This window comes from Enterobacter sp. 04-C-12-SI-ECC (assembly GCF_047530715.1).
GTDB lineage: Bacteria > Pseudomonadota > Gammaproteobacteria > Enterobacterales > Enterobacteriaceae > Enterobacter > Enterobacter bugandensis.
Genome location: NZ_JBLKDI010000001.1, coordinates 538,235 through 563,942, shown reverse-complemented (window position 1 = coordinate 563,942; position 25,708 = coordinate 538,235). Strand labels below are relative to the sequence as shown.

Annotated in this window: 22 protein-coding genes; 11 read left to right on the top strand and 11 right to left on the bottom strand. The window is 58.2% G+C overall.

What is annotated here, in order from left to right:
- Position 1: 1 nt before the first annotated feature.
- On the bottom strand, positions 2 to 988 hold the full coding sequence (locus ACMWL8_RS02730) for a DUF979 domain-containing protein (RefSeq protein WP_045260534.1): 987 nt from the start codon (positions 986 to 988) through the stop codon (positions 2 to 4).
- Positions 985 to 1,707, bottom strand: a complete 723-nt coding sequence (locus tag ACMWL8_RS02725) for a DUF969 domain-containing protein (RefSeq protein WP_028013182.1) — start codon at positions 1,705 to 1,707, stop codon at positions 985 to 987. Before ACMWL8_RS02725 ends, ACMWL8_RS02730 begins: the two co-directional genes overlap by 4 nt.
- 199 nt (positions 1,708 to 1,906) lie before the next feature.
- Here ACMWL8_RS02725 and ACMWL8_RS02720 point away from each other — a divergent pair, with 199 nt between their 5' ends.
- The gene (locus tag ACMWL8_RS02720; RefSeq protein ID WP_041909953.1) at positions 1,907 to 2,452 is read left to right on the top strand and encodes a winged helix DNA-binding protein; all 546 of its coding nucleotides are present in this window, start codon (positions 1,907 to 1,909) and stop codon (positions 2,450 to 2,452) included.
- 1 nt (position 2,453) lies between these two features.
- Here ACMWL8_RS02720 and glgX read toward each other — a convergent pair whose 3' ends face one another.
- The 3 genes from glgX to treZ are packed head-to-tail and all read right to left on the bottom strand — an operon-like array spanning position 2,454 to position 8,797.
- Complete coding sequence (gene glgX / locus ACMWL8_RS02715) at positions 2,454 to 4,529, bottom strand: glycogen debranching protein GlgX (protein WP_045260535.1); 2,076 nt, start codon at positions 4,527 to 4,529, stop codon at positions 2,454 to 2,456.
- 15 nt (positions 4,530 to 4,544) lie between these two features.
- Positions 4,545 to 7,013 carry a malto-oligosyltrehalose synthase gene (gene treY / locus ACMWL8_RS02710; protein ID WP_045260536.1) on the bottom strand — a complete coding sequence of 823 codons (2,469 nt, stop codon included), beginning with the start codon at positions 7,011 to 7,013 and terminating at the stop codon, positions 4,545 to 4,547.
- Complete coding sequence (gene treZ / locus ACMWL8_RS02705) at positions 7,010 to 8,797, bottom strand: malto-oligosyltrehalose trehalohydrolase (protein WP_045260537.1); 1,788 nt, start codon at positions 8,795 to 8,797, stop codon at positions 7,010 to 7,012. Before treZ ends, treY begins: the two co-directional genes overlap by 4 nt.
- A 132-nt stretch (positions 8,798 to 8,929) precedes the next feature.
- On the opposite strand from treZ, the gene ACMWL8_RS02700 reads away from it, so the two are divergent.
- The 4 genes from ACMWL8_RS02700 (at position 8,930) to ACMWL8_RS02685 (ending at position 12,331) form a co-directional block, all read left to right on the top strand.
- A complete protein-coding gene (locus ACMWL8_RS02700; protein WP_041909946.1) occupies positions 8,930 to 9,457 on the top strand; it encodes a GNAT family N-acetyltransferase in 528 nt (175 codons plus the stop codon).
- Between the two features lie 86 nt (positions 9,458 to 9,543).
- Positions 9,544 to 10,287 carry a 5'-nucleotidase, lipoprotein e(P4) family gene (locus ACMWL8_RS02695; RefSeq protein ID WP_277611963.1) on the top strand — a complete coding sequence of 248 codons (744 nt, stop codon included), beginning with the start codon at positions 9,544 to 9,546 and terminating at the stop codon, positions 10,285 to 10,287.
- Positions 10,288 to 10,428: 141 nt separating this feature from the next.
- Positions 10,429 to 11,415, top strand: coding sequence for an MBL fold metallo-hydrolase (locus ACMWL8_RS02690; protein ID WP_045260539.1), 987 nt, complete (start codon positions 10,429 to 10,431; stop codon positions 11,413 to 11,415).
- A 4-nt stretch (positions 11,416 to 11,419) separates the two neighbouring features.
- Positions 11,420 to 12,331, top strand: a complete 912-nt coding sequence (locus ACMWL8_RS02685; protein WP_241276732.1) for a LysR family transcriptional regulator — start codon at positions 11,420 to 11,422, stop codon at positions 12,329 to 12,331.
- On the opposite strand, the gene ACMWL8_RS02680 is transcribed toward ACMWL8_RS02685, so the two are convergent.
- Entirely contained in the window at positions 12,322 to 13,206 is an 885-nt protein-coding gene (locus tag ACMWL8_RS02680; RefSeq protein ID WP_041909939.1) for a LysR substrate-binding domain-containing protein, read from the bottom strand. The genes ACMWL8_RS02685 and ACMWL8_RS02680 overlap by 10 nt on opposite strands.
- A gap of 113 nt (positions 13,207 to 13,319) precedes the next feature.
- Here ACMWL8_RS02680 and ACMWL8_RS02675 point away from each other — a divergent pair, with 113 nt between their 5' ends.
- On the top strand, positions 13,320 to 14,807 hold the full coding sequence (locus tag ACMWL8_RS02675; protein WP_045260541.1) for a UbiD family decarboxylase: 1,488 nt from the start codon (positions 13,320 to 13,322) through the stop codon (positions 14,805 to 14,807).
- 24 nt (positions 14,808 to 14,831) lie between these two features.
- Here the strand turns inward: ACMWL8_RS02675 and ACMWL8_RS02670 are convergent, their stop codons facing one another.
- Genes ACMWL8_RS02670 through opgC form a run of 5 tightly spaced genes read right to left on the bottom strand, consistent with a single transcriptional unit; the run spans position 14,832 to position 18,938 of the window.
- Positions 14,832 to 15,257, bottom strand: a complete 426-nt coding sequence (locus tag ACMWL8_RS02670; RefSeq protein WP_045260542.1) for an ATP-binding protein — start codon at positions 15,255 to 15,257, stop codon at positions 14,832 to 14,834.
- A complete protein-coding gene (locus ACMWL8_RS02665; protein ID WP_028013194.1) occupies positions 15,258 to 15,596 on the bottom strand; it encodes an STAS domain-containing protein in 339 nt (112 codons plus the stop codon).
- On the bottom strand, positions 15,586 to 16,800 hold the full coding sequence (locus ACMWL8_RS02660) for a PP2C family protein-serine/threonine phosphatase (RefSeq protein WP_045260543.1): 1,215 nt from the start codon (positions 16,798 to 16,800) through the stop codon (positions 15,586 to 15,588). The genes ACMWL8_RS02665 and ACMWL8_RS02660 overlap by 11 nt, the downstream gene beginning before the upstream one ends.
- Positions 16,801 to 16,809: 9 nt before the next feature.
- On the bottom strand, positions 16,810 to 17,709 hold the full coding sequence (locus ACMWL8_RS02655) for a hypothetical protein (protein ID WP_082071007.1): 900 nt from the start codon (positions 17,707 to 17,709) through the stop codon (positions 16,810 to 16,812).
- A gap of 11 nt (positions 17,710 to 17,720) precedes the next feature.
- Complete coding sequence (gene opgC, locus ACMWL8_RS02650) at positions 17,721 to 18,938, bottom strand: OpgC domain-containing protein (protein WP_045260545.1); 1,218 nt, start codon at positions 18,936 to 18,938, stop codon at positions 17,721 to 17,723.
- A 280-nt stretch (positions 18,939 to 19,218) separates the two neighbouring features.
- Between opgC and ACMWL8_RS02645 the strand changes: the two genes are divergently transcribed.
- Genes ACMWL8_RS02645 through ACMWL8_RS02625 form a run of 5 tightly spaced genes read left to right on the top strand, consistent with a single transcriptional unit; the run spans position 19,219 to position 25,697 of the window.
- Positions 19,219 to 21,036, top strand: coding sequence for a glycosyltransferase (locus tag ACMWL8_RS02645; RefSeq protein WP_028013198.1), 1,818 nt, complete (start codon positions 19,219 to 19,221; stop codon positions 21,034 to 21,036).
- On the top strand, positions 21,033 to 22,352 hold the full coding sequence (locus tag ACMWL8_RS02640) for a DUF3131 domain-containing protein (RefSeq protein ID WP_045260546.1): 1,320 nt from the start codon (positions 21,033 to 21,035) through the stop codon (positions 22,350 to 22,352). Before ACMWL8_RS02645 ends, ACMWL8_RS02640 begins: the two co-directional genes overlap by 4 nt.
- Entirely contained in the window at positions 22,349 to 23,896 is a 1,548-nt protein-coding gene (locus ACMWL8_RS02635) for a DUF3131 domain-containing protein (protein WP_045260547.1), read from the top strand. Before ACMWL8_RS02640 ends, ACMWL8_RS02635 begins: the two co-directional genes overlap by 4 nt.
- Positions 23,881 to 25,275, top strand: a complete 1,395-nt coding sequence (locus tag ACMWL8_RS02630; protein ID WP_045260548.1) for a DUF3131 domain-containing protein — start codon at positions 23,881 to 23,883, stop codon at positions 25,273 to 25,275. Before ACMWL8_RS02635 ends, ACMWL8_RS02630 begins: the two co-directional genes overlap by 16 nt.
- On the top strand, positions 25,272 to 25,697 hold the full coding sequence (locus ACMWL8_RS02625; protein ID WP_028013202.1) for a hypothetical protein: 426 nt from the start codon (positions 25,272 to 25,274) through the stop codon (positions 25,695 to 25,697). Before ACMWL8_RS02630 ends, ACMWL8_RS02625 begins: the two co-directional genes overlap by 4 nt.
- Positions 25,698 to 25,708: the final 11 nt, after the last annotated feature.

Genomic DNA, 25,708 nt, shown 5'->3' with positions numbered 1-25,708 from the left:
CTTAGCGAAACACGAGGAAATACATGAGGAACACGTTCACCACCAGCAGGGTTAACGCGGTCGGGATCTGGATCTTGATCACCTGATATTTGTCTTTCAGCTCCAGCAGCGCGGCGGGAACGATATTGAAGTTCGCGGCCATTGGCGTCATCAGCGTGCCGCAGTAGCCCGCGTACATGCCGATCGCCAGCAGCGGCGCCGGGTTGCCGTGATGCACGTTGATCAGGAACGGCAAGGCGATCCCCGCGCTCAGCACCGGGAAGGCCGCAAAGGCGTTACCCATGATCATGGTAAACAGCGCCATCCCCACGCAGTAAATGACCACCAGCATGAAGCGGCTGTCCGGGTTCACGAACAGGCTCACCACCTTCTGCACCGAATCACCGGTATTGGCCGCCACGAACACGCCGCCGAGCATGGCCAGCATCTGCGGCAGGATCACCGCCCAGCCGATGGTATCGACAAGACGACGTGACTGGCGAATGGCGTGCAGCGGCGTGCCTTTGGTCAGCCACCAGCCGGTGAGGATCGCCGCAACGCAGGCCACGCACAGCGCCGCCAGAGTGAGCTGTTTCTGGTCGAGAAGGTAAACACCGCCAATCGACACCCCCTTCAGGAACAGCGTCCCGATTACCGTCACCACCGGGATCATCAGCGCGGGCAGGAACAGCCAGTTTTTAAGGCGGTTTGACGAGGCAATGCGCTCCTCGTCGGAGGCCATTTTATAGTGGCCTTTCCCGACCAGGCCAAAACCCGCCAGCAGCGCGATAGCGATAACGCAACCGCCAACGATCCGGTACGCCAGCGATTTGCCCAGCTCCTGAACCATCAGGTCACCGAACAGGAAGATACCGCCGAATAAAAACCAGAACAGCGCGGTGGTAAAACGCATCGGATTAGCGCGGTCGCGCAGAGTCATGACAACCAGCAGCATTACAACAAAGCCGATCAGGTAATACACGCGATTAATGGTGATAAGCGTCATCATTGCGCGGCCCCCTGCGTACCCTGCTCTGCACGCCAGGCCATGACGTCGCGGCGGATGCTGGCATCCAGGCGCAGCAGGCGCGTCATATGAATAATCAATGCCGCAATGGCGGTGGGAATGGCCCACAGGCCGATATGTAGCGGCTCGATCCCTTCGATACCGTTTTCCTTCAGAAACGCGTCAATCAGCAGCACCGCACCGAAGGCGATAAAGATATCTTCCCCAAAGAAGACCGCGATGTTGTCGCACGCCGCGGCATGGGCTTTGATTTTGTCGCGAATGTGCTGCGGCAGTTCGCCGTATTCGTTCAGCGCTGCCCCTTCGGCCATCGGGGCCAGCAGCGGGCGTACCGTCTGGGCATGGCCGCCCAGCGACATCAGCCCCAGCGCGGCGGTGCCTTCACGCGCCACGAAGTAGAGCATCAGAATACGCGCCGAGGTGGCGCTGGCGATCTTCGCCACCCAGGCCTGGGCGCGCTCTTTAAGCCCGTAATATTCCAGCAGACCAATTACCGGCAGGATCAGGATGAAGGTCGCCAGCGATCGGCTATTGACGAACTTCTCGCCAAAGGTCTCCAGCAGCATCCCGAAATCCATCCCGACCAGCAGGCCCGTCGCCAGACCCGCCACCACGACGACCAGCAGCGGGTTGAAGCGCAGTGCAAAACCAATGACCACGATCGGTATCCCGATCAGCGGCAACAGCGTAGTACCGTCCATAACGTTTACCCTATCGAAAGTGAGCGTTGCGCGCCGACGGCTATTTTTTTAATTTGCGGCGAGCGATGTTGTGTTTTTCGTCAGGCTTCACAAAACCTGCGCTAAAAAGCTATATCTGAACCTCAAAAACATGTAAACAAATTATCAATAAAATGTTCTTATTTTATCGACGAGTTTACATTTCTGGCTAAGGAACGTTATGACCTCGAAAAAGAGTGCTTCACCCGATTGCAACGATATCAACGATGGCCGGATCGTCTCCTCCCGCCATCTGGTGTCGGAGCGCTGCGCGGAACTGTCAGAGCTGGAGTACGCGCTGATCATGACCGGCAACGCGTTTAACAAGTGGATGGTGCGCTGCATGGCCGCAGCTGGCGAACCGGATATGGGCGCTTTTGACGTCTCGCTGCTGCATCACGTGAACCATCGCGACCGCAAGAAAAAGCTGGCCGATATCTGCTTTGTTCTCAACGTGGAAGATACGCATGTAGTGACCTATGCCCTGAAAAAGCTGGTCAAAGCGGGCTATGTGACGAGCGAGAAAGCGGGTAAAGAGCTTTTTTTCTCCACCACGGAGGAAGGGAAAGCGTTGTGCATGAAGTACCGGGACGTGCGCGAAGCGTGTCTGATCGCCATTCATGCGGAGAGCGGCATTTCCGGGAAATCCATCGGCGAAACCGCGCAACTGCTACGCGCGATCTCCTCCCTGTATGACACCGCCGCCCGCGCGGCGGCATCACTCTGAATTACGGACGTCTGAACAGGGTAATGCTGCGTCCGGCCAGTTCGTACTCTACGGTTTCGGTGAACGCTGTCCCGGCGGCAGCGTCATCCGCCGTAGAAAGCTCCAGCACCCATCCCCCTTCGCCAAACTGCGGGATCTGGAACGGCACGGTGCCTTCAAACGGATTGAACAGCATCAGCACGTCGTGCCAGATGCCGTCCTCCTGCTGAAGATCCGGCCTGCTGATGGAGACCCCGAGCGTTGAGCCTTCATCCCACTGCTCGGCCTGCTGCGGACCGCCTCCGGCATTGAACCAGCGGATCTCCAGCCCGTCGCGCCAGCTCTCACGACGCAGCAGCGGCTGCTGCGCGCGCAGGGCAATGAGCCGGCGGGTGAACTCGCGCAGCGCCGCGTCGTTTTCGGACAGCCCCTTCCAGTCGATCCATGAGATCTCGCTGTCCTGGCAGTAGCCGTTGTTGTTACCCTTCTGCGTGCGGCCAAACTCGTCCCCCGCCAGCAGCATCGGCGTACCGTGGGAGAAAAGCAGCGTGGTCAGGAAATTACGCTTCTGCCGTTCGCGGGTGGCGATAATGTCCGGGTTCTCCGTCGGCCCTTCTTCGCCATAGTTGTACGAACGGTTATCGTTATGCCCGTCGTTATTGTCCTCACCGTTGTCGGCGTTGTGCTTCTCGTTGTAAGACACCAGGTCATTCAGCGTAAAGCCGTCGTGGGCGGTGATAAAGTTGACGCTGGCCCACGGGCGACGGCCGCGCAGATCGTACAGATCGCCGGAACCGAGCAGACGCGCGGCAAAGTCCGTCGAGACGTTGTCCCCCTTCCAGTACTCGCGCACGGTATCGCGGTATTTGTCGTTCCACTCTCCCCAGCCTGGCGGGAAGCCACCGACCTGATAACCGCCGGGGCCAATATCCCAGGGCTCGCCAATCAGCTTGAGCTTAGAGAGCACCGGATCCTGGGTAACGGCGTCGAAAAAGCCCCCGCGCGGATCGAACCCCTCAGGCTCGCGGCCCAGAATCGTCCCCAGGTCGAAACGAAAACCGTCAATGTGCATGGATTCGGCCCAGTAGCGCAAGGAATCCATCACCATCTGCAGCACGCGCGGGTGCGAGGTATTCACCGTGTTCCCCGTCCCGGTATCGTTAATGTAATACCGGTGCTGGTCCGGCAGCGTGCGGTAGTAGCTGTAGTTATCAATGCCCTTGAATGAAAGCGATGGCCCCAGCTCGTTACCTTCCGCCGTGTGGTTGTAGACCACGTCCAGAATCACCTCGATGCCCGCGTCATGATAGGCGCGCACCATGTCGCGAAAGCCCTGGATCCCCGCCGGGCCGTAGTAGCGCGACGCCGGAGCAAAAAAGCCGAGCGTGTTATAGCCCCAGAAGTTCTTCAGGCCACGGTCGAGCAGATGCTGGTCGTCCGGGAACCAGTGAACGGGCAGCAGCTCCACCGAGGTAATGCCCAGACTCTTGATGTAGTCGACCGAGGCTTTGTGTCCCATCCCCTCGAAGGTCCCGCGCAGCTCGGGCGGGATGGCCGGGTTCATCTGGGTAAAGCCCTTCACGTGGCTCTCATAGACGACGGTATGTGGCCAGGGCACGTTTGGCCGGTTATTGTCCTGCCAGTCAAAAGCGTTCGGGTCGATAACCTTGCATTTCGGCGTAAACGGCGCGCTGTCCCGCGTATCGAAGCTAAGATCCAGTTCGTCATGCCCCAGCTCATAGCCGAAATGGGCGTCGTTCCAGTCGATATCGCCCACCAGTTCACGGGCATACGGGTCAATAAGCAGCTTATGCGGGTTAAAGCGGTGACCGTTTTCCGGATCGTAGGGGCCGTAGACGCGATAGCCGTACAGCGCACCGGGTTTCAGGTCAGGCACATAGCCGTGCCAGACCTCATGGGTATACTCCGGCAGTTCCAGCCGGGCGATTTCTGTTTTCCCGGACGGGTCAAACAGACAGAGCTCCACCCGCTCCGCGTGCGCGGAGAACAGCGCGAAGTTAACGCCCTTCCCGTCATAATTCGCCCCCAACTGCTGGCCATGACCGGCCCGAATTTCAAACGTAGTTTCCTTTGCCATTTTCGTTCTCCACGATTATTCGCAGGTAAGCAGAACCAGTACACATCCCTTTTCTGACGTTAAATCCAGCGTCTCTTGCAGAATGCGGCTTTCACCGCTGAACAGATCCCGATAGCGCTTCCCGGCCAGTTCGTCGGGTATCGCTACCGTGGTATTGACCCACAGCTGATGATTATCGGTGATGCCAAAAACCAGACGCGGCACGGCAACGATCAGCGCCTCCTCGTCTTTAACGCGCGCATAGACAATCAGGTTCTCCTCGCGCTCGCCGGAAACCTTGAGCGGCAGCCAGTCGCCGTAGCGGAAAAGCGCGTCGTAATGCGGTCGAAGCCGCAGCAGCGTGGCGGTGACAAACTGCTTTACCCTGCCGTCCCGCCAGCACGCCGGGTGTTCAAACACTGAAGCATCCGCCGCGCTGAGGTTTTGCACCAGCGCGTTGAAGTCCGGCTCCCGCCGGTTATCCGGGTCGACGAGGCTAAAGTTGAGCGCCTCGCTGCCCTGATAGATATCCGGCACGCCGGGCGCCGTCAGCTTGATGACCGTCTGGCTGAGGCTGTTCATCAGCCCGGCGCGGATAAAGGGCTGCATCGCCTCGCTGAAATCGTGTAGGAACGGGGCGTTATCCGGGGAAAGCAGATGCCGCGCATAGCTCAGCACCACGCTCTCATAGCTCTCGTTGCTGTCGATCCAGTCGGTGCGCTGCTTCGCCTCGCGAAGCGCTTTCTCAAGGAAGCCGAGGAAACGCGTCTCCAGCGATGCAAGCCCTTCGGCATCGTCAGGCGACAGCGTGGCGGGCCAGACGCCCGCCAGCGCCTGATAGATCATCCAGGTATCGGCGGCGTTCGGCGCGGTGCCGTCGTTGAGAAAACGCACCTGGGTCTGGTTCATCTGCCGCCAGCGGGCGAGATTTTCGCCCCAGCGTTCCGGCGCCTCCGTCAGGGTGTAGAGCCGCGCCCGGGCGTCTTCTCCGCGCTTGGTATCGTGCGTGGAGGTGCCCAGCAGCGCGTCGGGCTGACGGGCGAGACGAATGCGCATCTCCTGGTGAAAGCGGGATAACGAGAACGCGCGCGGTGTCGGGTCAGCGCCCACTTCATTGAGCGCAAGCTCAAGGTTCAGACGGAAAAACAGCGTATCTTCCACCGACTTCGCCATCAGCGGCCCGGTCAGCTGCTGGAAGCGGGTTCTGAAAAGCGCGGCGCAGTCGCGGCAATCTTCCGGCAGATCGCCGGTAAGAATACGCACAATCAGGCTCAGGGCTGCTTCGGACGTCTCCACGCTGGCGACTACGCGGTTAAGTAGCGCCACGTCAGGCGGGGTTAATCCCTCGCGAGTGCCGTAGGTGCGGTACACCGGAAAAGCGATAAGCAACTCGCGCAGCGCGTGGCGGATCTCCTCGCGGGGCAGCGCAACGTCATTGCGGCGGGCCAGATCGTACGCAAGGTTTAGCAGCGTGGTGAACTCGCCCTCAAAATTACGATCGGTCATCAGACCCTTGGCATCGCGCAGTTCGGCGTGGCGATCGACCGTGACGCCCAGCGTCTCGTCGTGGATTGTCTCCAGGCGCGAGAGGTTATCGTCATCGACCAGCACCTCCGCCAGCGAGGCGATAAACTCGTAGCCGGTGGTGCCGGAAACCGGCCAGTCGGTGGGGAGCTGTTCTCCCTTCGCGAGAATTTTTTCGACCGTGATGTAACAGTCAGGTCCAGCTGTCTGCCGCAGCTTCTGCAAATAACCCAGCGGATCGGCCAGGCCGTCAATATGGTCAATGCGCAGGCCGTCAACCACGCCCGCGTGAACCAGCTCAAGAATGAGACGGTGCGTATCGTCGAAGACCGCCTCGTCTTCAACCCGTACGCCTACAAGACCGGTGATCTCGAAGAAGCGCCGCCATGAGAGCTGCTTCGGCGCTTCCCGCCAGGACATCAGCCGCCAGCTCTGCGCCTCATGAAGTTCGGCGATGCTTTTATCCTCGCTGTACGTGCCCGGATTAAGCGGGTACGCCGTGTCGTAATAGACCAGAGAGGCTTTATTCGTGACAGGGTCACGTTTTAACGTGATGGCACCCTTCTCCAGCTCCGCCTCAAAGGTGTCGCCGAGAAATGGCAGCGTAAGCGGGCGCGACGCGTCGATATCGAAATAGCGGAAATAGCGGCTCTGCTGGCCGTATTCAATCACGTCCCGCCACCAGGCGTTTTCCAGCGAGGTGGACATATGGTTCGGGACAATATCCAGAATCAGCCCCATGCCGGCCTGCCTGAGCGCCGCGGCCATGCGGTCAAACCCTTCCCGACCGCCAATCGCGGGGTCAATTTCATTCGGGTTAGTCACGTCGTAGCCGTGGGTGGAACCCGTTGTGGCGGTAAACACGGGTGAGGCGTAGAGGTGGCTGATGCCGAGGTCTTTCAGATACGGCACCAGCTCGACAGCGCGGTCAAACGTCATGCCGTTGCGGAACTGAATACGGTACGTGGCGGAAGGGATCATAACGATGCGTCTCCATCAGCAAAGCGAACGACAATACTGTTCGGCGGCAAAACGTCGTTTACCTCCGGCCAGGCGAAGCGCGTCTCCCCTGCGAGCGCGGGCACGTCGACAGGCTTAGGGCCGATATTGAGCGCCAGAGAGAGCGTCCCGGACGGGAAGCGCCAGCTCACCGCCACCATGCCGGGCGCGGTCTCGACCGCCTTGCCTTCAACGATGCCGCCCTGATGCAGAAGCGGAACGATATAGCGATGGCGCAACGTCAGCAGGTGGCGGGTGAAGCGCAGCCACGTTTTCCCTTCGTCGGTAGCAATCTTATGCCAGTCGAGCTTTGAGCGAACGAAGGTGTTAACGTCGTTCGGGTCCGGGACGGCTTCATCGTGCCCGGCGTGGCCGGTAAACTCTTTCGCGCGCCCTTCCCGCACCGCTTTTGCCAGGTCGCCGTGAAAATCGGTGAAGAACAGGAACGGATGCGTTTCACCGAACTCCTCGCCCATAAACAGCAGCGGGATATGGGGAGAAAGCAGCAGCGCGGCAAGCAGCACCCGCGTCCTGTCGGCCCCCGCGAGGGTGATAAGACGCTCCCCCTGGGCGCGATTCCCGGTCTGATCGTGATTTTGAATGAAATCGACGAAGAACTGCGGCGGCTGGGTACGGCACTCCACCCCGCGAGATTCCCCGGTTTGCAGCGAAATCTCGCCCTGGTAGACAAACCCTTCCGCCAGCGCACGGGCGAACTTTTTCTCCGGCTCACACGCAAAATCCTGGTAGTAGGCGTGCGTTTCGCCGGTGGCAAACACGTGGGCAGCGTTGTGGAAGTCATCATTCCACTCGGCGGTGAACAGCGGCGTGTTGCCCTGTTCATCGCGCGGATGCAGGAAAATCACGTTGCGGCTGTCTTCCGTGGTCAGGTGAACGTGACGGTGCGGGATCGCCTCGCGGATCTTCGCGGCAATCTCCTCCAGAATGTGCGTCCCGGAGCTGTCTTTAATCTGGTCGATGGCATCAAAGCGCAGGCCGTCCAGACGGTATTCCGTCAGCCAGTAGAGCGGTGCATCGGTGATGTACTGCCTCACCGGCTCGCGCTCGTAAGCGATGCCGTTGCCCCACGGCGTCGTTCGATCCGCATCAAAAAACGCGGGCGATAGCAGAGGGAGATAGTTCCCCTCCGGGCCGAAGTGGTTGAGCACGATATCCAGCACCACGGAAAGCCCCAGCCCGTGCGCGGCGTCGATAAACGCGTGAAAATCCTCCGGCGTGCCGTAGGCAGCGTGCGGGGCATACAGCAGCACGCCGTCGTAGCCCCAGCCGCGGGTTCCGCCAAACTGGGAAACGGGCATCACTTCAAGCTGGGTGATACCGAGCTCCGCCAGATAGGGCAGCTTGTCGATGGCCGCCCGGAAGGTGCCCTCCGGGGTAAAGGTGCCGACGTGCAGCTCGTAAATGACCGTCTCTTCCCACGGCCGCCCTGCCCAGTCCCGGTTAACCGGCTGATAGCGTCGGGGATTGATAACAACCGATGGCCCGTTAACGTCGCCCTTTTGCGCGCGCGATGCCGGGTCGGGTACCGTCATGCCGTCCTGCAGGACAAACTGATACTCTGCACCGTGCGTAACGCCGGGGACGTCCGCCTGAAACCAGCCGTTGCCGGTTGCTGTCATCGGCACGTCGGTGGCGGCCAGACGTAGCGTAAGTTCTTTCTGTCCTTCTGCCCAGACGCGAAAACGTACCACGTCATCGGAAATAAACTCAGCACCCCACTGCTTTTGAAATGTCCTGAATTCCATTCATTGTCCTCGAATGACCCACATTTTACGCGGAACGAAGTACAAGCTTAGTTCAGGATCTCAAGTGCGTGAGCTCAGCGGATTTAACCGCGTCGTCTATTCTTTATGAAATAACTCACTATCGGGAATACTATGCAGATTCGAAAAGGATTAAATACGGACCTCGTCCGTCTTGAATGTTGTGACTTTTCTTTCACCATTAGCCACATTGCGCGAGAGCCGTTTATCCATTGTGATTTGCATATCGAAGCCGTCGCCGAGCCCTGGATAAAAACCTACGAACTCGACATCCAAACGCTTGAAAACCATTGCGTTAATCCGGACGCCATATTTCTTGTTGCGGAAACCGATGACGGTGAATTAGCCGGATTTATTACCGCGTCAATCGGCTGGAATAAATTTATTTCAGTGGATTATATTGCCGTTGATCGCACCAGACGCAGAACCGGCGCCGCGCAAAAATTAATGGCTGCCGCGCACGTGTGGGCCCGCAGCGTAAACGCGCCGGGATTACGGCTTGAAACACAAAATGTGAACGTCTCCGCCTGTCTGTTTTACCGTAACTACGGGTTCACCCTGGGCGGGTACGATCGGTATCTCTACAACGCCTTACCGGAAAAAGACGAGGTCGCCCTGTTCTGGTATTACATGCTGGTGTAGCGACGCTGCCTTCATATTTCTGTCATTGAACTTCATTACGCTTTCGGGATTTTAACTACGGTGTTGAGGAAAGAAGTGTGAATTCAATGGCTAAGGCATTACTGCTGGCATTACCCGTTTTGAGTGCAGCGGCGACGGCCGCTGAGCGCGAGCTATGTGAACCCAAAGCGTACGAAATGGCGCTGCGCTATCAGCAGAAATCGGCAGAGATTCTGGCCCTTCAGCTGCAGACGTATCGGTTTGCCACCGAGCGTTTCAACGAAAAAATAAAAGATCTGAAAACACCTGAAAATTACGCCGTGGTGATGGACCTGGATGAAACGGTGCTGGATAACACCCCTCTGCTGGTGCGCGACATGGCGCAGTGTCACGACTATACGAAATGGGATACCTGGAGCGACTGGGAAAAACAGGGAAAACCCGGCTTAATTCCGGGAGCGAAGGCGTTTCTTGACCATGTGAATCAAAGCAAGGTCCGCATCTATTATGTTTCGGACCGTATGCAGGAAAACAAAGCCGACACGCTGAAGACGTTAAACGCTCTCGGCCTGCCGCAGGTGTCTGACGAAAGCGTGCTGCTGGATACGGTCAGCAAGGAAGAGCGCCGTCAGAGCATCCTCAAAAAGCAGCAGATCGTGATGCTGTTCGGCGACAGCCTGCCGGACTTCGCCGTACAGTTCAAAAACAAAAAACCGAGCGAGCAGCAGCGTGAGCTGGTTGAAGCCAGCGCCGAACACTTCGGCAACGACTGGATTGTGCTCCCAAATGCCGCTTATGGTGCCTGGTCCAGGGCCACGCTGGATAGCTGGAACGCACCGCTGAAAAAATAACGCTTTACGGGCCGGGAAAGGCTTCACCACCACCCGGCTGTTGCGCTGTGCTATTTATCTCGTTTATAGGTCCTATCATTTCTGAGCAGCTTCTTATAATTTTACGGAGCAGTAAGATGAGCACTTTCAAAGGAGACTCGTATGCTTACCGTGAAAAAACTTGCTCTTTCCACGCTGATTTCCAGTTCATTGCTGTTCTACCCTGCGCTGCAGGCCTCGGCAGAAACGCCGCAGCACGTCGTTAAACAACCGGCGGGCGGTTACAGCGTGCGGGTCGGCGACGTTCTGGTAACGTCGTTTACGGACGGGACCGTTGCGCAGGATCTGCACAAGCTACTGCGCCGGACAACGCCGCAAAACATTGATGCACTGCTCGCGAAAAACTTTCAGACCAACCCGGCGGAAGTGTCCATCAACGCCTTCCTGATTGCGATGCCCGGACACAAAATCCTGGTGGATACCGGTTCCGGCCAGCTCTTTGGCTCTGGCAACGGCGGACGTCTGATTGAGAGCCTCGCCACCCAGGGAATCAAACCCGAGGACATTACTGAAGTCTTGCTGACCCACGCCCATTCCGACCACGCGGGCGGCCTGGTGAAAGACGGCAAGCTGGTGTTCAGCAACGCGCGCGTTTTCGTTGGCAAACCGGACGTCGACTTTTTCTTTAACGACGACAATCAGAAGAAAACCGGCTACGGCAAGAACTACTTCGACGTCGCACAGAAGACCTTAAAACCCTATCTTGACGCGGGTAAAGTGGTGCCGTTTAGCGGCACATCGGAGATTCTTCCGGGGCTGACCGGCACGGTTCACCCCGGACATACGCCGGGATCGGCCTTCTACACGCTGACAAGTAAAGGCGAGAAAATCACCTTTGTCGGCGACATCATTCACGCAGCGGCGGTCCAGTTCCCGCAGCCAGCGGTGACCATCACCTACGATGAAGATGAGAACAAAGCGGCAAGCGTACGCGAGCATGCGTTCGCTGACTTTGTGAAAAATAAAGACCTTATTGCCGCGCCCCATCTGCCTTTCCCGGGCATCGGCTATGTGACGAAAGGTGAGAAAGGCGGCTATGCCTGGGTCCCTGTCACCTATACCAACCGGGACGCCAGCGGCGCGAAATAGAGTGATGTCGCGTATATCTGACATGGACATCGACCTGCTCCTGGCGCTGGACGCCCTGCTTCAGGACAGGAACATCACTCATGCGGCCGCGCGGCTGGGCATCAGCCAGCCCGCGCTCTCTGCCCGTCTGGCGCGTCTGCGCACGCTGTTTGGCGAGCCGCTGTTTATTCCCTCCCCACACGGACGTGGGGTATTACCCACACCGAGAGCGGAGGCGTTGAGGCCACAGGTTGAAAGCGTGCTACGCGGCATCCGCGCGATGTTCGCCCCCACCACGTTTGAGGCGCAAACCAGCAGCCGGACATTTGTTATCGCGCTGCATGAAAACCCGGCGCTGATGCTCGGCACCGCGCTGCTTAACCAGGTGAGTACCGATGCCCCCGGCATCCGCCTGCGCTTCGCCCTGCCGGAGATGGTAGACCTGCCGCAGCAGCTGGAAAACGGTAATGTGGATATCTACATCGGCGTGAGCGCGGGAGCCCATGACGGATGGGTGAGGCGCAAACTTCTCGACGACGCGTTTGCCACCGCCCAGCGCAAAGGCCATCCGCGAGGAACGGGTCCGTTAGATCTGGATAGCTACTGCGCGCTTTCGCATCTGGTGGTGTCGTCGGCGGGGGATCCGTTTACCGGCTTTGTTGACCAAACCCTCGCCGGGCTGGGCTATCAGCGACACGTTGCCATGTCCACCCAGAGCTACGCTATGGCGCCTGCGCTGGTTGCCGGTACCGACCTGGTATGTACCCTGCCGGAACGGATGCTGAAGCAGTTTGCCAGCATACTGGATATTTTCCCACCGCCGCTGCCGCTCCAGCCGATTACCATCAACATGTACTGGCACCCGAAAAACAGCCAGGATCCAGCGAACGCCTGGCTGCGCGGGCAGCTGCTGCGGGCCGCCGGACGTCAGGTGTGATCCAGCGTGACCAGAAACTTTTTAAGCACTTCTGAACGAATAATCCGGTGGCAAACCAGGGTGAGTTCGCTCTCCCGCAGCCGGTCGAGGATGTCCACGTAAACGACATTCTCGACGCTCACCGCCTTTGCCGACGCGGGCAGCAGCGCCAGCCCAAATCCGGCCGCAACAAGGCTTATCACCGTGGGCACGTCGGTCGCATTTTGCACCACGTCCGGCTGAAAGCCCGCCCCGCTGCAGGCGTCATAGAAGTACTGCTCCAGCCCCATTCCCTCCGGATCGCGCAGCGAGATCCATTTTTCGTCCTTCACCGACGAAAGCGTCAGCGCGGACGATCCGGCGAGCGGATGCTGACGAGAGAGCGCCAGCACCGTTTTCTCCGAGGTGAACGGCCGGCTTTGCAGATCGTCAGGCAGCGACGGCAGCGGCGCGCGGATGATGGCCACGTCCAGCTGGTTGCTCTGCACGGCGGCGTAGAGCGTCTGCACATTTCCCGTCATCAGGGACATGGTAATGGCCGGCCAGCGGCTGTGCATCTGGCGCAGCGCGGCGGGTAGCCTGCCGTCAAACATCGCACTCGACACGCACCCCAGGTTTAACTCCCCCTGCTCGCCCCGTGCCGTTTGTCTGGCATCCAGCACCGCCTGCTCGGTCAACGAGATGGCAAGCCGGGCTTTGACCAGAAACGCTTCGCCCGCGGGCGTCAGGGTTAAGCGGCGGTTCGCCCGGCTGAAAAGCGTGACGCCTAAACGTTCTTCCAGCGCCTTTATCTGCTGGCTCAGCGCCGGTTGGGCGATGTTCAGACGCTCGGCGGCCCGGTGCATGTGGAGCTCTTCGGCAACGACAATGAAGTGGCGCATCTGACGAAACTGCACGAGACGTCTCCCTGTATTGATATAAATTTACTTATCAATTTAACAGAAATGATGAAATTGATGCTATTAGTCATTGCCATAAAAATGGAGGTATTCAACCGAGGGAGGAAAATATGGAAAACCAAGTCAACGATCTCCGCAGCGCCATCGCCTTACTGCAGCGCCACGAAGGGCAGTATATTGAAACCGCTCATCCGGTCGATCCCAACGCGGAACTGGCGGGTGTCTATCGCCATATCGGCGCAGGCGGCACGGTCAAACGTCCGACCCGCACGGGTCCGGCCATGATGTTCAACAGCGTTAAGGGCTATCCGGGCTCCCGCATTCTGGTGGGCATGCACGCCAGCCGCGAGCGCGCGGCGCTGCTGTTAGGCTGCGAACCGTCTGAACTGGCAAAACACGTCGGCCAGGCGGTGAAAAAGCCGGTCGCACCGGTTGTCGTTCCGGCCTCGCAGGCCCCTTGCCAGGAACAGATCTTCTACGCTGACGATCCTGACTTCGATCTTCGCAAATTGCTTCCGGCACCGACCAATACGCCAATTGATGCCGGTCCGTTTTTCTGCCTGGGGCTGGTGCTGGCAAGCGATCCGGAAGACAGCTCGCTGACGGATGTCACCATTCATCGCCTCTGCGTGCAGGAGCGCGACGAGCTTTCCATGTTCCTTGCCGCCGGGCGACATATCGAAGTCTTCCGTAAAAAAGCGGAGGATGCCGGAAAACCGCTGCCGGTGACGATCAACATGGGTCTCGACCCCGCCATCTATATCGGCGCATGCTTTGAGGCCCCTACCACGCCGTTTGGCTACAACGAGCTGGGCGTCGCCGGGGCGCTGCGCCAGCAGCCGGTCGAGCTGGTGCAGGGCGTGGCGGTCAAAGAGAAAGCCATCGCACGGGCGGAAATCATCATCGAAGGCGAACTGCTTCCGGGCGTGCGCGTAAGAGAGGATCAGCATACCAACACTGGCCACGCGATGCCGGAGTTCCCGGGCTACTGCGGTGAGGCGAATCCCTCCCTGCCGGTGATCAAAGTTAAAGCCGTGACCATGCGCAACCACGCGATCCTGCAGACGCTGGTGGGACCGGGGGAAGAACATACCACGCTGGCCGGACTGCCGACCGAGGCCAGCATCCGTAATGCCGTTGAAGAGGCAATTCCGGGCTTCCTGCAAAACGTCTATGCCCATACCGCGGGCGGCGGTAAGTTCCTCGGCATATTGCAGGTGAAAAAACGCCAGCCGTCAGACGAAGGACGCCAGGGCCAGGCGGCGCTCATCGCCTTAGCCACCTATTCGGAGCTGAAAAACATTATTCTTGTCGACGAAGATGTGGATATTTTCGACAGCGACGACATCCTGTGGGCGATGACGACGCGCATGCAGGGCGATGTGAGCATCACCAATATTCCGGGGATCCGCGGCCACCAGCTGGATCCGTCCCAGTCGCCGGATTACAGCACCTCGATTCGCGGCAACGGCATTTCCTGCAAGACGATCTTCGACTGCACGGTGCCGTGGGCGCTGAAGGACCGCTTCGAGCGCGCGCCGTTTATGGAGGTGGATCCGCGTCCGTGGGCGCCGGAGCTGTTTGCCGATAAGAAATAAAATCACGCGCGTATGGCCCGCAGGTCATACGCGTATTTTCTTTTCAAGCGTGGCGATATTTTTACCCGCCACGCGTTCAACAGTGAAACGATCGACGCTCAGCAATATAAGCATCAGCCCCCTGCCGCTCTCCAGCAGCGGCGACATTTCGCAGAAACGGTCTCGCCGGGCGATCTCAAGACGCTCCTGCGGGAACGCGTCACCCGCGTCAGTAAAAACAAGGCAGACGTCATTGCCGCGGATGGCGAACTGTACGCTAAAGACGCACGAATTATCCTCATGAAGCGCGTAGCGGATGATATTCGTTGCGACTTCACAAACGGCGAGATCGAAGGCGAAACGCCACTCGTCATCGACGGGAAGCGCGCTGAGCATGTCTCTCAGCCAGTCGGACAGCGGCGTCAGGGACGCGATTGCCGCCGGAAATTCAGCATGCTCTGGCCTCTGCATCTACTGCCCCAGCTGCGCAAGCGCGCTATGTTTATCCGGATAGATACGGAAGATGCGATCCATTCGGGTCAGGGTGAACATGTTCATGATCCCGGGGTTCAAAGAGCACAGCGCCATGTCGCCTTTCCCGTTCATCAGCTTAAACAACGACACCAGCATCCCCAGCCCGCTGCTGTCGATGAAATCCACTTTGCTAAAGTCGACGATTAAGGCTTTACGATCGCTGCCGATTTCCTCCGTCACGGACGCTTTAAACGTCGCAGCAACGGAAGCGTCCAGCCGTCGGACCGCGGGCGTGAGAATGTTGGCATGCGGTAATCGTTCGGTGTTAATTATCATTCTGTTCTCCCTGACGCTCAATCACGAGCAGTGACACGTCATCGGTTAAGGCGATCGGTTCATCACGGTTTGCATTGCGCCAGCCGGTCAGGTGGTCACCGAACCGCGGCAGGAGCTGGTCAACGGGGAGCCGGGCATGCTCATGAAGCCAGCGTTCGAGACGTTGCGGGCCAAACTGCTCGCCGCTGACGTTCTCACACTCGGTAATACCGTCACTGAATAAGCATAAGCGATCCCCCGGATGGAGGGTAAACGTGACGTCTTCCCAGCTCAGATCCGGGATTAGCCCGACCGGCGGTCCGCCATCGCCCACGGACGTGACGGCGCTGTCCGCGTTCACAATGAAGGGAGTAGGATGCCCGGCCTGGCACAGCCACCCTTCGCCAGTCTCGGGATCGATCACGCCGTAAATGAGCGTGAAATAACTGGTGATGTCGCTCTCTTCACTGCAAAAGCGGCTGTTCAACATCCTGACAACCTCCGCAGGTGACTGAATCCCCCCCTCTTCGGTAAACAGAAAGCGATCCACCACCCGGCCATGTAAAAACTGGCGAGCCACCGCGAGGGACATCATCGCGGCCCCCACGCCGTGACCCGAGACATCAACGCAATAGAATCCCAGATGTGAATCCAGAGGGAAAATATTGAACACATCGCCCGAAACCCAGGCTGAAGGCAGGAAAAGCCAGTCGGAGAAGTAGTCGCCATAGCGTAAGCGGCGTGAAGGCAGCACCGAGTGCTGAACGCGCGCAGCCAGTTCCAGATCTTTTTCAATCTGATGCAACGCTTCACTCAGGCGCTTGTTGTGCGCCGCGAGGGTCGCCTCCAGCGTCAGAATACGGACCCCGGCATGGAGCCGCGCCCGCAGTTCAGCCTGCTCAACGGGCTTACTCAAAAAATCATCCGCTCCGGCATCAAACCCCTGCGTCACGTCCCCGGCATTCTCGCGGGCCGTCAACAGGATGATATACACGTAGCGGCCAAACTGACGGTTGCGGATGGTCTGACACAGCGTCAGTCCGTCCATTTCCGGCATTTCCCAGTCGCTTATCACCATGCTGACCGGCTGGCTGGACAAGATTTCCAGCGCGTCGACACCATTTTCCGCCTCGCTCACGATATATCCCCACTGGGTGAGCATTCGGGAGAGTAACCGACGATAAATCAGCGAATCTTCAACGATTAACACGTGCAGCGCCGACATACATCCCTCCTAAAGCGGTAAGAACCAGATGAGGCTTACGGTCCCTTCCCTGAATTTTGCATTCCCGTTGCCGTGCCCCGGATAGCGCGTACCCGCATAGTTCGCGTACTGGATGGAGAACGAACCCGGCGTATAGCCGGCATAACCGAAGCTGTAGCTGTAATCGCCGTTCCAGGGCTGCTGCTGGCTGCTGTCCGGGAACCAGAATGCCGTCGCGCGAACGAAGAAATGTTGTTTGAAGGTGTAGCCGCAGCCGCCGAGCATGACGTTTTTATTTTTGCGGATGTCATCGCTGCTGAGGTCGTAGTAGCGGGGTACCCAGCTGTACCCGACCTGGCAAATGATGGAATCCCCTTTATTAATCAGGAGCGTGTTTTCAACCGGTTTCGGTAGCGAAAACTTATAGGCCAGCGTGAAGGCGCCCTGTTCGAAATAGGTGTGTCGTCGGCTGTCCGATGTCCAGAAATGGTTATCGCCGTAGTTGCTGTAAACCAGACTCACGGTGTTGGCGTGCCAGTCATCGTAGCCGAAGCTGTAGCGAAAATCGGCGGTGTAGCGGCTGGTGTCTCTGACCGGCAGTCGGGACGTAATGTTGGCAAACCAGAAGCTGTAGGGGGAATACTGAAGGCTGAGATTCAGCGTCTGGTTAATCTTTTTCTTTTCCGTGGCGGTGTCTGAACTGTTAGGAATGCTCATCCACTGCTCTTTCAGTCCCGAGCTAAAGCTCAGCGCACCTGAGAATTTCTTGTCGTTACCCGAGAACAGGCGCCCCCAACGGCTGGTAAAAACGCCTGCCTGAACGGGTTCACCGTTCTTATCGCGCAGGGTTTCTTTATCACTGCTTTGCGCCGCCTCCGCGGCGGGTATCGCGGCGAGCAGCACGCCCGCCAGAAGCCATTTTTCGCGCATAACCGCCATCCTTAGTTAGGTATCCAGCGTGCGCCGACGTCGTATTTTGCCATCAGCCACAAAATACCCAGTGCCGCCGCATGCACTAACGTGTTCTCTATCCAGGCATGACGCCATAAATCGAAGGTGATGAGCTGACTCACCAGCAGCACCACGTAAACATGCAAAATAAAGGTATAGAGCGAGTGCTGCCCTAGCGGGATGAGGAACCATCCCAGCAGGCGGTTGAGCGGCGTCCAGCAATACGTCAGCACCAGGTAGACGGTGACCATCAGGGCGATATCGTTCAATACCCGCACCGGGCCCAGCCCATTCTTCGCCGCCCAGGTGTGATAAAACGAATTGAAGCTGTCAGGCGGGATGACGTGCATCAGCAGCGCGGGCGGCATAAACGGGTTGGTATGGTTCTGGGCGACAAATCCCAGCACCAGCGACACCATGACCAGCGCCACCACCACCCCTTTCCCCGGGGGCGTCCGGGCGAACGAGAGCAGTTCGGCTTTATACCAGCCGCTGGCCATGCCCAGCACAAAGATGAACTGCCAGGCGAGCAGCGGGAAGGCAAATTCGAATTCCGACGGCGTCAGCCGGAGCGGCCACCGCTGCCACAGGCTGTACACCAGCAGCGACAGCCCTAACAGCCACCAGACTTTTCCTTTCTGCAGCATCCCTAAAAATAGCGGGCTGAGTAGCAGCAAAAAAATATAGAGTCCGAGAATTTGCGTCTGGTGGGGGCCGATCTGCAAATAAAGAATAATGTTGAACCAGGTCTCTTTAATTTGCGGCGTCACAGGATAAAGCGACCAGCTTTGACCCGAAAAGCGGTCGGTAAAATGGGTGACCTCGAAAACGTTAATATGTGGGATATAGGCCAGCAGAATAAACGACACTATGATAATGATATTTACGCGATATATTTTCCATGCCCTGAGATAAAGTCCCCAGGAAACCGTCAGCAAAACCACTTTTTGCAGACGCGCGCGATTCAGCATTCCCAGCATAAACCCGGAGAGAATGACAAAGCCTTCTGCACCTGTTGTTAACCCAAAACGCTCCCAGGAGAATATATTAAATATCGACATCACCTCCGTATGCGCCACGACCATCATGACGAGGGCAATGCCGCGCATAAAGTCAATTCTCAGGTCACGGGCACCTGCAACGGAATACCTCCATGTTATTGATTTGGCTTCATCTTCTTGCGCGACCGACGGCGCAACATGGCTCATAGGGTGTCCTTTGCCTGAAAACGAAAATTAAGGTCTAAATAAAGTAGATAGTCTAAAGGAATAGTAACTGCAATTTATCACCGGCAGATGAAACATATTAAGCAGAATTAAATCCAAATTAACCACCACTTCATATTAATAAAAACGACGCTGGACACTTTTATTCGGCGTTCTACACTTATCTTAAATCTTGTTTACTCGCTATTTTCTTTCGCTTTTGGGCAACTGTCTGCGCAGCAGAATGGGTCTGCATTTTCACGGAATCAGGAACGCCGGAACTATGGATTTTTATTTTTCCCGTTTTGAACATCGTCGTCCTCCGGAACCGTTAACAACACCGCGTTGGGTCATGATGACCTGGCAGGTATTAGCGGTCGCGGCACTTATTCTGGGTGCAAATTATATTTACTGGCGCTGGACCGCCTCCCTGAATACTGACGCACTATGGTATGCCATACCGCTGGTCCTCGCCGAAACGCTGGCGTGGATAGGGACCGTGCTGTTTACCATCAACTTATGGAAAGAACAGGATCCCCCCCAGTGTCCGCCCCCCGGCGAAATCAACGAATGCCTGTTTCCGGAAGAGGCCGTAGAACCTCGTCCTGTTAAAGTGGATTTGTTCATTGCCACCTACTCGGAAGACACCGAGCTGGTCAGGCTGTCCATTCGCGACGCCCTGAAGATGGCCTACCCGTACCCGATTGACTACCGGATCCACGTGCTTGATGACGGCCGCCGCCCGGAGATGAAAGCCGTCTGCGACGAGGAAGGCGTTAACTATATTAGCCGCCAGACCAACATCGGCTTTAAGGCCGGCAACCTGCGCAACGGTCTTGAGCAAACCGACGGTGATTTCATTGTTATCTGCGACGCCGATACCCGCGTATTTCCCACCCTGCTCAGCCATACGCTGGGCTATTTTCGCGATCCGGACGTAGCCTGGGTGCAGACGCCGCAGTGGTTCTTCGACCTTCCGGAAGGAGAAAATCTGTCACGCTGGGGCCAGCGAAAAGCCGGAAAAGTGGGCTACGGTCTGGGCTGGCTGATTCAAAAGTGTGTTGGCCCGGTCACCGTAGGCCGCGACCCGTTTTTTAACGATCCGCGCATGTTCTATGACGTGATCCTGCGGCGGCGCAACTGGGCGAACGCGGCTTTCTGCTGCGGCGCGGCCTCCATCCACCGGCGCGAGGCGGTCATGCAGGCCGCGCTGAGAAGCTACGTCTGGTCCGTCGAAGAGGAGATCCATCGCCACACCCGCGACATCCGCGATGAAGAAACCCGCGAAGCGCTGCAGGAGGCGATGCGCCCGCACGTGGCGTTTGACACCGAGCTCACCCCCTACAAATTTCACGTCTCGGAAGATATTTACACCTCGGTGCTGCTGCACGGTGACGCCGCGCGACGCTGGCGCTCGGTCATGCATCCGCGGGTGGAGTCGAAGATGCTCTCTCCGCAGGATATGCTGACCTGGATGATCCAGCGCTTTAAATACGCCGCCGGCTCGCTGGATATTTTGTTCCATGACAATATCTTCAGCCGTCGCCGCTTCCGGCTTTCCCTCCCCCAGACGCTGATGTATGCCACCACCTTCTGGTCTTACATGGCCTGCGTGTGGAACACGGTATTTTTGATTTCGCCCATTATCTATCTGTTCACCGGCATTCCGCCGGTATCCGCCTGGTCGACGCCGTTCTATCTCCACTTTCTCCCCTTTTTTATCTTCTCTGAACTGGCGTTTATGTTCGGGACATGGGGGATCTCGGCCTGGGACGGCAGGGCCTCTTACCTCTCCTTCTTTTCCATGAACCTGCGCGCGCTCAATACCGTGCTGCGGGGCGAGCAGATCAAATTTCACGTCACGCCAAAAGAGCGGCAGACGGGCCGTTTTCTCTACCTGGTGAAGCCGCAGATTGCCATTGTGGTGCTGACCCTCGCAGGGCTTATCTGGGGCGGTATTCAGGTGGCGCGTGGACAGGTGGACGACCCCTCCGGCTACGTCATCAATATTTTCTGGGGAGGGGTGAATATCGCCGCCATGCTGCCGCTGATTTTCGCGGCCATGTGGACGCCCGCCGAAGAGGATGAGGTCACCCAATGAGGATACGTGATGCCCTGCTGCCCGCGCGCAGCTACCTCACCATTTTGCTCGGGTTCCTGCTCGGCTTTGCCATTGTGGTCTGGGTGGAGAAACAGATGCCCACGCGCGTGGAAAGCAGCGGCGGCATCGCGCTCAGCAAAGACTTCCCGCCGCTGCCTGCGAAACGCGCCCTGACCTATGACGAAGCCATCTGGGCGCGGGTCGCCTGGCAATACTACGTGAATAATACCCAGCCAAACGGCCTGCCGAATGCCAGCGACGGAGAACCCTGGCTGAGCCTCTGGAGCGTGGGAAGCTACCTGTTTGCGACCGCTGCCGCAGAGCAGCTCAACATTATTTCCGCCGATGAGTTCGACGAGAGGATCGGTACGGCCCTGTTCGCGCTGGGGCAGTTGCCGCTCAACGAGCGAGGCCTCCCGGCCGCGTATTACCATGCGGATACCCTGAAAATCCTCGGCAAACCCGACGCCTCGGCAATTGGGCTGAGCCGCCTGCTGACGGCGCTTCAGACCCTCCTGTGGCGCTATCCTGAGCACGCGGCGGCTATCCACGATCTCTTCAGCCTCTGGAACACCGGCGCTCTGATTGAACATAACGTTCAAAGCCAGGCGGCCGTGCCGCTCCATCACTGGACGCTGACCGATGATGAACAGCGGGACAGTTTTGGCTACCGTCTCTATGCCAGCCATACGCTGCGCCTGATTGACAGCGCGGCAGGCCTCGCGGTAACCAACCCGCCTGAAGGGCAAAAGATGATCGATCTGGACGGCGTGATGGTGCCGGATGAAGGGCTACGCACGCCCTGGGGCAAGCAAACCTCCCTGATCAGTCTCCCCTACCTGTTAACCGGCCTTGAACTGGGCTTTGACGCGCAGAGCGCTGAGATTGCGTGGCGGATTATGCAGATCCAGCAGCGGCGTCATAGCCTGCGCAGCCCAAAACACCCTGTCAGCACGGATTACGCCGAACCGGCGCCGGATTACGTCAACGATCTGCCGAACAGGCAGCCGGTACAGGCGCGCAACCTGCGCGACGAGGTGCCGGAGAAAGTGGCAATTACCTCCACCCGCACCGCGTTTGCCTGGTATGCCCTGTTCCGCAACAGCTGGAGCGAAGCCCTGCGCCAGCAGGTTCTGCCGCTTCAGGTACCGGGTAAAGGCTGGCAGCGCGGATTAAATCTTAACAACAGCGTCAATGCCGTCGTGGACGCCGATACCAATGCCATTGTGCTGGAAAGTCTGTCTTACATCGCGCATGGTCAGATGCTCTGTCTGGCCTGCCTCTACACTTCCCCCTCAGCAGGAGCAACGCCATGAAGCCACGATCCCCGATCCTTTTCCACCTGCTCACGGGAATAACGATCTGCTGGCTGGCGTTATCGACCGTGCGTGCGGACACCGAGCTTCCTGCATCAGGTTACTCCCCGCGCAGCGGCGAGCTGACGGTCCGAGAGATGACCATCGCGAAAAACGCCTGGCAGTATTTCGTCACCAACTATCAGCCCACGACGGGCCTGGTGAATGCGGTCAACAAATTTCCCTCCACCACCATGTGGGACAGCGCCTCCTATCTGGCCGCCCTGACGGCGGCGCGCGAGCTCGGGATCATTGATAAAGCGGAATTTGACCGCCGGATGCTGAAATTTCTCGCCACGTTAAACACCCTGGTACTGTTCCGCAACGAGCTGCCCAACAAGGCCTATAACACCATCAGCGCCCAGAAGGTGGACTACACCAACAAGCCCGGCGAAATTGGCTTCTCGGCGCTGGATATCGGGCGAATGCTGGTCTGGCTGAAAATCGTCAAAGAGCGCTATCCGGAATACGGCAACAGCATTGATAACGTGGTGCTCGGCTGGAATTTCAGCCACGCGATCGACCCCTGCGGCACGCTGTACGGGGCCTATCTCGAGAACGGCCAGCCGAAGTACGTTCAGGAAGGTCGGCTGGGCTATGAAGAGTACGGTGCGGCCGGGTTCCAGCTTTGGGGGTTTAATACCTGTAAAGCCAGCCGTCCGCAGCCTTATGAGCTGGCCGAAATCTACTGCGTGCTTGTCCCGTACGATACGCGCGACCCGCGCAACACGTCGCAGCATAACTACGTGGTGACGGAATCCTACCTGCTCTACGGGCTGGAGTTCGGCTTTGATAAACCGACCGACCGGGATAACGCCCCGCGCGACTACTCCCTGACGTGGATGAAAAACTTTGCTGACCGCGTTTATCAGGCTCAGGAGAACCGCTATACGATTACCGGCGTCCTCACCGCGCGCTCCGAGCACCAGCTCGATAAGGCCCCTTACTTCGTCTATGACACCGTCTTCAGCGACGGATACAACTGGAATACCATTACCGATAAAGGCCAGTTCGTCCCCAACGCTGCCGCGATATCGCTGAAGGCGGCGCTGGGCATGTGGGTGCTGTGGAACTCCCCCTATACCGACCGCCTGCTGAATACGATTGAGAATGCCAACGAAGAGGGAAAAGGCTACTACGAAGGGCTGTATGAAAACGGTGACGGCCCGATCAAAGAGTTCACCGCGAATAATAACGGCATCATGCTGGAAGCCCTGCTGTTCAAGAAAGAGGGAAAACTGCTGGCCTTCAACACCGACAACCCAAAGAGCAAGGATTTTGCCCCGTCGCTGTGGGATCGCAAGCTGCTCGATCAGTTTGAAGAGAACAACGCGCTGCGCAGCCGTCCGTTCCTTAGCAGCACACCGGCCATAAAAAGCTGGTGCGACCGGACCGGCGTCACGCAGCGTACCAAACCCGCCTGTCAGGCCTGTCAGTGCGCGTCATGCAGCGTGGACGAGCCCGTTAAACTGCCTCCGGTGACTGCGCAATGCTTAAAACCTTAGCCAGAGGGCTCGCGGGATTACTCCTTGCAGGCGGGGTCATCTTTGCCCTGTTTGGCCATCAGGGAGCAGGCTGGCGCTGGCTAATCCACGGCGGCTGGCACTCCAGCGCGCGGATCGCCGCCCTGACGCCGGAAGAGCAGACCTGGGCGACGATCGCCTGGCGCTATTTCGTCAATAATACCCAGCCGCAAACGGGCCTGGTCAACGGGAGCGACAAACAGCCCCGCGTCACGCTCTGGCAAATGGGCGATACGCTTATCGCCCTGCTGGCGGCAAAAGAGCTGGGGCTGATTGAGGACGCCGAGTATGACGCTCGCTTAACCCGTCTCATGGGCACCCTTAACCGCCTGATGCTGACCGATGTCCGGACGCCGGGCCGACTCTATTCCAGCCAGACGGCGACGCCAGTCGACTTTAGCGGCAAGCCCAGCAAAAACGGCTGGTCCGCGCGCGATATGGCGCGTCTGATGCTCGCCCTGCGCCTTACCGCAGAGCGGGAGCCGCAGTACAGCGAATACCTGGATAAAATTATCCTGCGCTGGAATTTCTGCCCCGTCATCGACAGCGAAGGCGAGCTATGGTCCTCTTCCCTGCAAAACGGTCAGCCGGTCGTGCGGGAGGAACTGCGGCTGGGCGAAAGTGAATATGCCGCGACGGCGTTTCAGCTGTGGGGATTTTCCCCGGATAAAGCGTTTACGCCTCCGGCGCACTACGTCATCATCGCCCAGCGGCGTCTGGCCGTCGATGCCCGCGATCCGCGCACCACGTGGCAGCCCTCTCTGATTACCACCCTTCCCTATATGCTGCCGGGCCTGGAGTTTGGCTGGGAGCCAGAAGGCGTGGCGGCCGATCTGCAACAGCGTCTGCGCAAGCAGGCCGAAAACGTCTGGCTGAGCCAGAAGACCCGCTGGGAGACCGACAAAATCCTGACGGCCAGGGCAGATTTCACGCTCTCTCAGGCGCCCTGGCATATCCAGGATACCGTCTGGGGAAATGGCTATGCCTGGAACTCTGTCGGAGACGATGGCCGGGACTACACCCGTTTCGCGCAGGTATCGACCAAAGCGGTTTTTGCCCTGTGGACCCTGTGGGACACCCCGTACACCGACGTGCTGATGACGGTCACCAAACACCTTAACGATCCGCAGAAAGGCTGGTATGAAGGCCGTCAGGAAGCCACGGGCGATACCAACGCTGCCTTAACCCTCTCGACCAACGCCACGGTGCTGGAAGCCCTCTTCTTTAAACACAACGCCGGGCCTCTGTTTGACGTGCGTCGGTCGAAGAAAGAGAGCTACTTCTCACGCCGACTGGCAGAGCAATACACGCCCATCGGGCACTGTCTGCCGGGCGAAAGCACCATAAGGAGGACGCCGTGAAGTTCTATCGCGATCTGTTTGAATCCAGTCTGAACCGCGTCTTTCCGAATAATGAAAAAACCGCGTTTTTTCAGACGTTCTATGACGCCTTCGTCCATATGTCACCCGAAACCGAGGCGCATTTTTCTCGTCTGCCGGATCGGGAGGGCCAGCAGACCCTGTTTAAAAGCTTCTTCGCCATGCTTGCGGTCGACGGCGCTCTGATCGTCCCTGATTTTCTCGAGCGCCTGGCGCGGGAGCAAAGCGACGACGGCCTCCACCTTCCCCCGCGTTTTTTTGCCCTTTGGCGCGAAGCGATGTTGAATGCGGTGAGCCTGCGCGATCCGCAGTGCGACGATGAGATCCTGACGGCCTGGGCCATGGCGATCGCGCCCGGGCTGGAATACCTGCGCCGACAGGCAGAACTGCACTACCGCGCGTAGGGGGAATCACG

What these genes read in the sequence shown, in the direction of transcription:
- ACMWL8_RS02730 (WP_045260534.1), bottom strand. Translation starts at nt 988, where the DNA reads ATGATGACGCTTATCACCATTAATCGCGTGTATTACCTGATCGGCTTT.
- ACMWL8_RS02725 (WP_028013182.1), bottom strand. Translation starts at nt 1,707, where the DNA reads ATGGACGGTACTACGCTGTTGCCGCTGATCGGGATACCGATCGTGGTC.
- ACMWL8_RS02720 (WP_041909953.1), top strand. Translation starts at nt 1,907, where the DNA reads ATGACCTCGAAAAAGAGTGCTTCACCCGATTGCAACGATATCAACGAT.
- glgX (WP_045260535.1), bottom strand. Translation starts at nt 4,529, where the DNA reads ATGGCAAAGGAAACTACGTTTGAAATTCGGGCCGGTCATGGCCAGCAG.
- treY (WP_045260536.1), bottom strand. Translation starts at nt 7,013, where the DNA reads ATGATCCCTTCCGCCACGTACCGTATTCAGTTCCGCAACGGCATGACG.
- treZ (WP_045260537.1), bottom strand. Translation starts at nt 8,797, where the DNA reads ATGGAATTCAGGACATTTCAAAAGCAGTGGGGTGCTGAGTTTATTTCC.
- ACMWL8_RS02700 (WP_041909946.1), top strand. Translation starts at nt 8,930, where the DNA reads ATGCAGATTCGAAAAGGATTAAATACGGACCTCGTCCGTCTTGAATGT.
- ACMWL8_RS02695 (WP_277611963.1), top strand. Translation starts at nt 9,544, where the DNA reads ATGGCTAAGGCATTACTGCTGGCATTACCCGTTTTGAGTGCAGCGGCG.
- ACMWL8_RS02690 (WP_045260539.1), top strand. Translation starts at nt 10,429, where the DNA reads ATGCTTACCGTGAAAAAACTTGCTCTTTCCACGCTGATTTCCAGTTCA.
- ACMWL8_RS02685 (WP_241276732.1), top strand. Translation starts at nt 11,420, where the DNA reads ATGTCGCGTATATCTGACATGGACATCGACCTGCTCCTGGCGCTGGAC.
- ACMWL8_RS02675 (WP_045260541.1), top strand. Translation starts at nt 13,320, where the DNA reads ATGGAAAACCAAGTCAACGATCTCCGCAGCGCCATCGCCTTACTGCAG.
- ACMWL8_RS02670 (WP_045260542.1), bottom strand. Translation starts at nt 15,257, where the DNA reads ATGCAGAGGCCAGAGCATGCTGAATTTCCGGCGGCAATCGCGTCCCTG.
- ACMWL8_RS02665 (WP_028013194.1), bottom strand. Translation starts at nt 15,596, where the DNA reads ATGATAATTAACACCGAACGATTACCGCATGCCAACATTCTCACGCCC.
- ACMWL8_RS02660 (WP_045260543.1), bottom strand. Translation starts at nt 16,800, where the DNA reads ATGTCGGCGCTGCACGTGTTAATCGTTGAAGATTCGCTGATTTATCGT.
- ACMWL8_RS02655 (WP_082071007.1), bottom strand. Translation starts at nt 17,709, where the DNA reads ATGCGCGAAAAATGGCTTCTGGCGGGCGTGCTGCTCGCCGCGATACCC.
- opgC (WP_045260545.1), bottom strand. Translation starts at nt 18,938, where the DNA reads ATGAGCCATGTTGCGCCGTCGGTCGCGCAAGAAGATGAAGCCAAATCA.
- ACMWL8_RS02645 (WP_028013198.1), top strand. Translation starts at nt 19,219, where the DNA reads ATGGATTTTTATTTTTCCCGTTTTGAACATCGTCGTCCTCCGGAACCG.
- ACMWL8_RS02640 (WP_045260546.1), top strand. Translation starts at nt 21,033, where the DNA reads ATGAGGATACGTGATGCCCTGCTGCCCGCGCGCAGCTACCTCACCATT.
- ACMWL8_RS02635 (WP_045260547.1), top strand. Translation starts at nt 22,349, where the DNA reads ATGAAGCCACGATCCCCGATCCTTTTCCACCTGCTCACGGGAATAACG.
- ACMWL8_RS02630 (WP_045260548.1), top strand. Translation starts at nt 23,881, where the DNA reads ATGCTTAAAACCTTAGCCAGAGGGCTCGCGGGATTACTCCTTGCAGGC.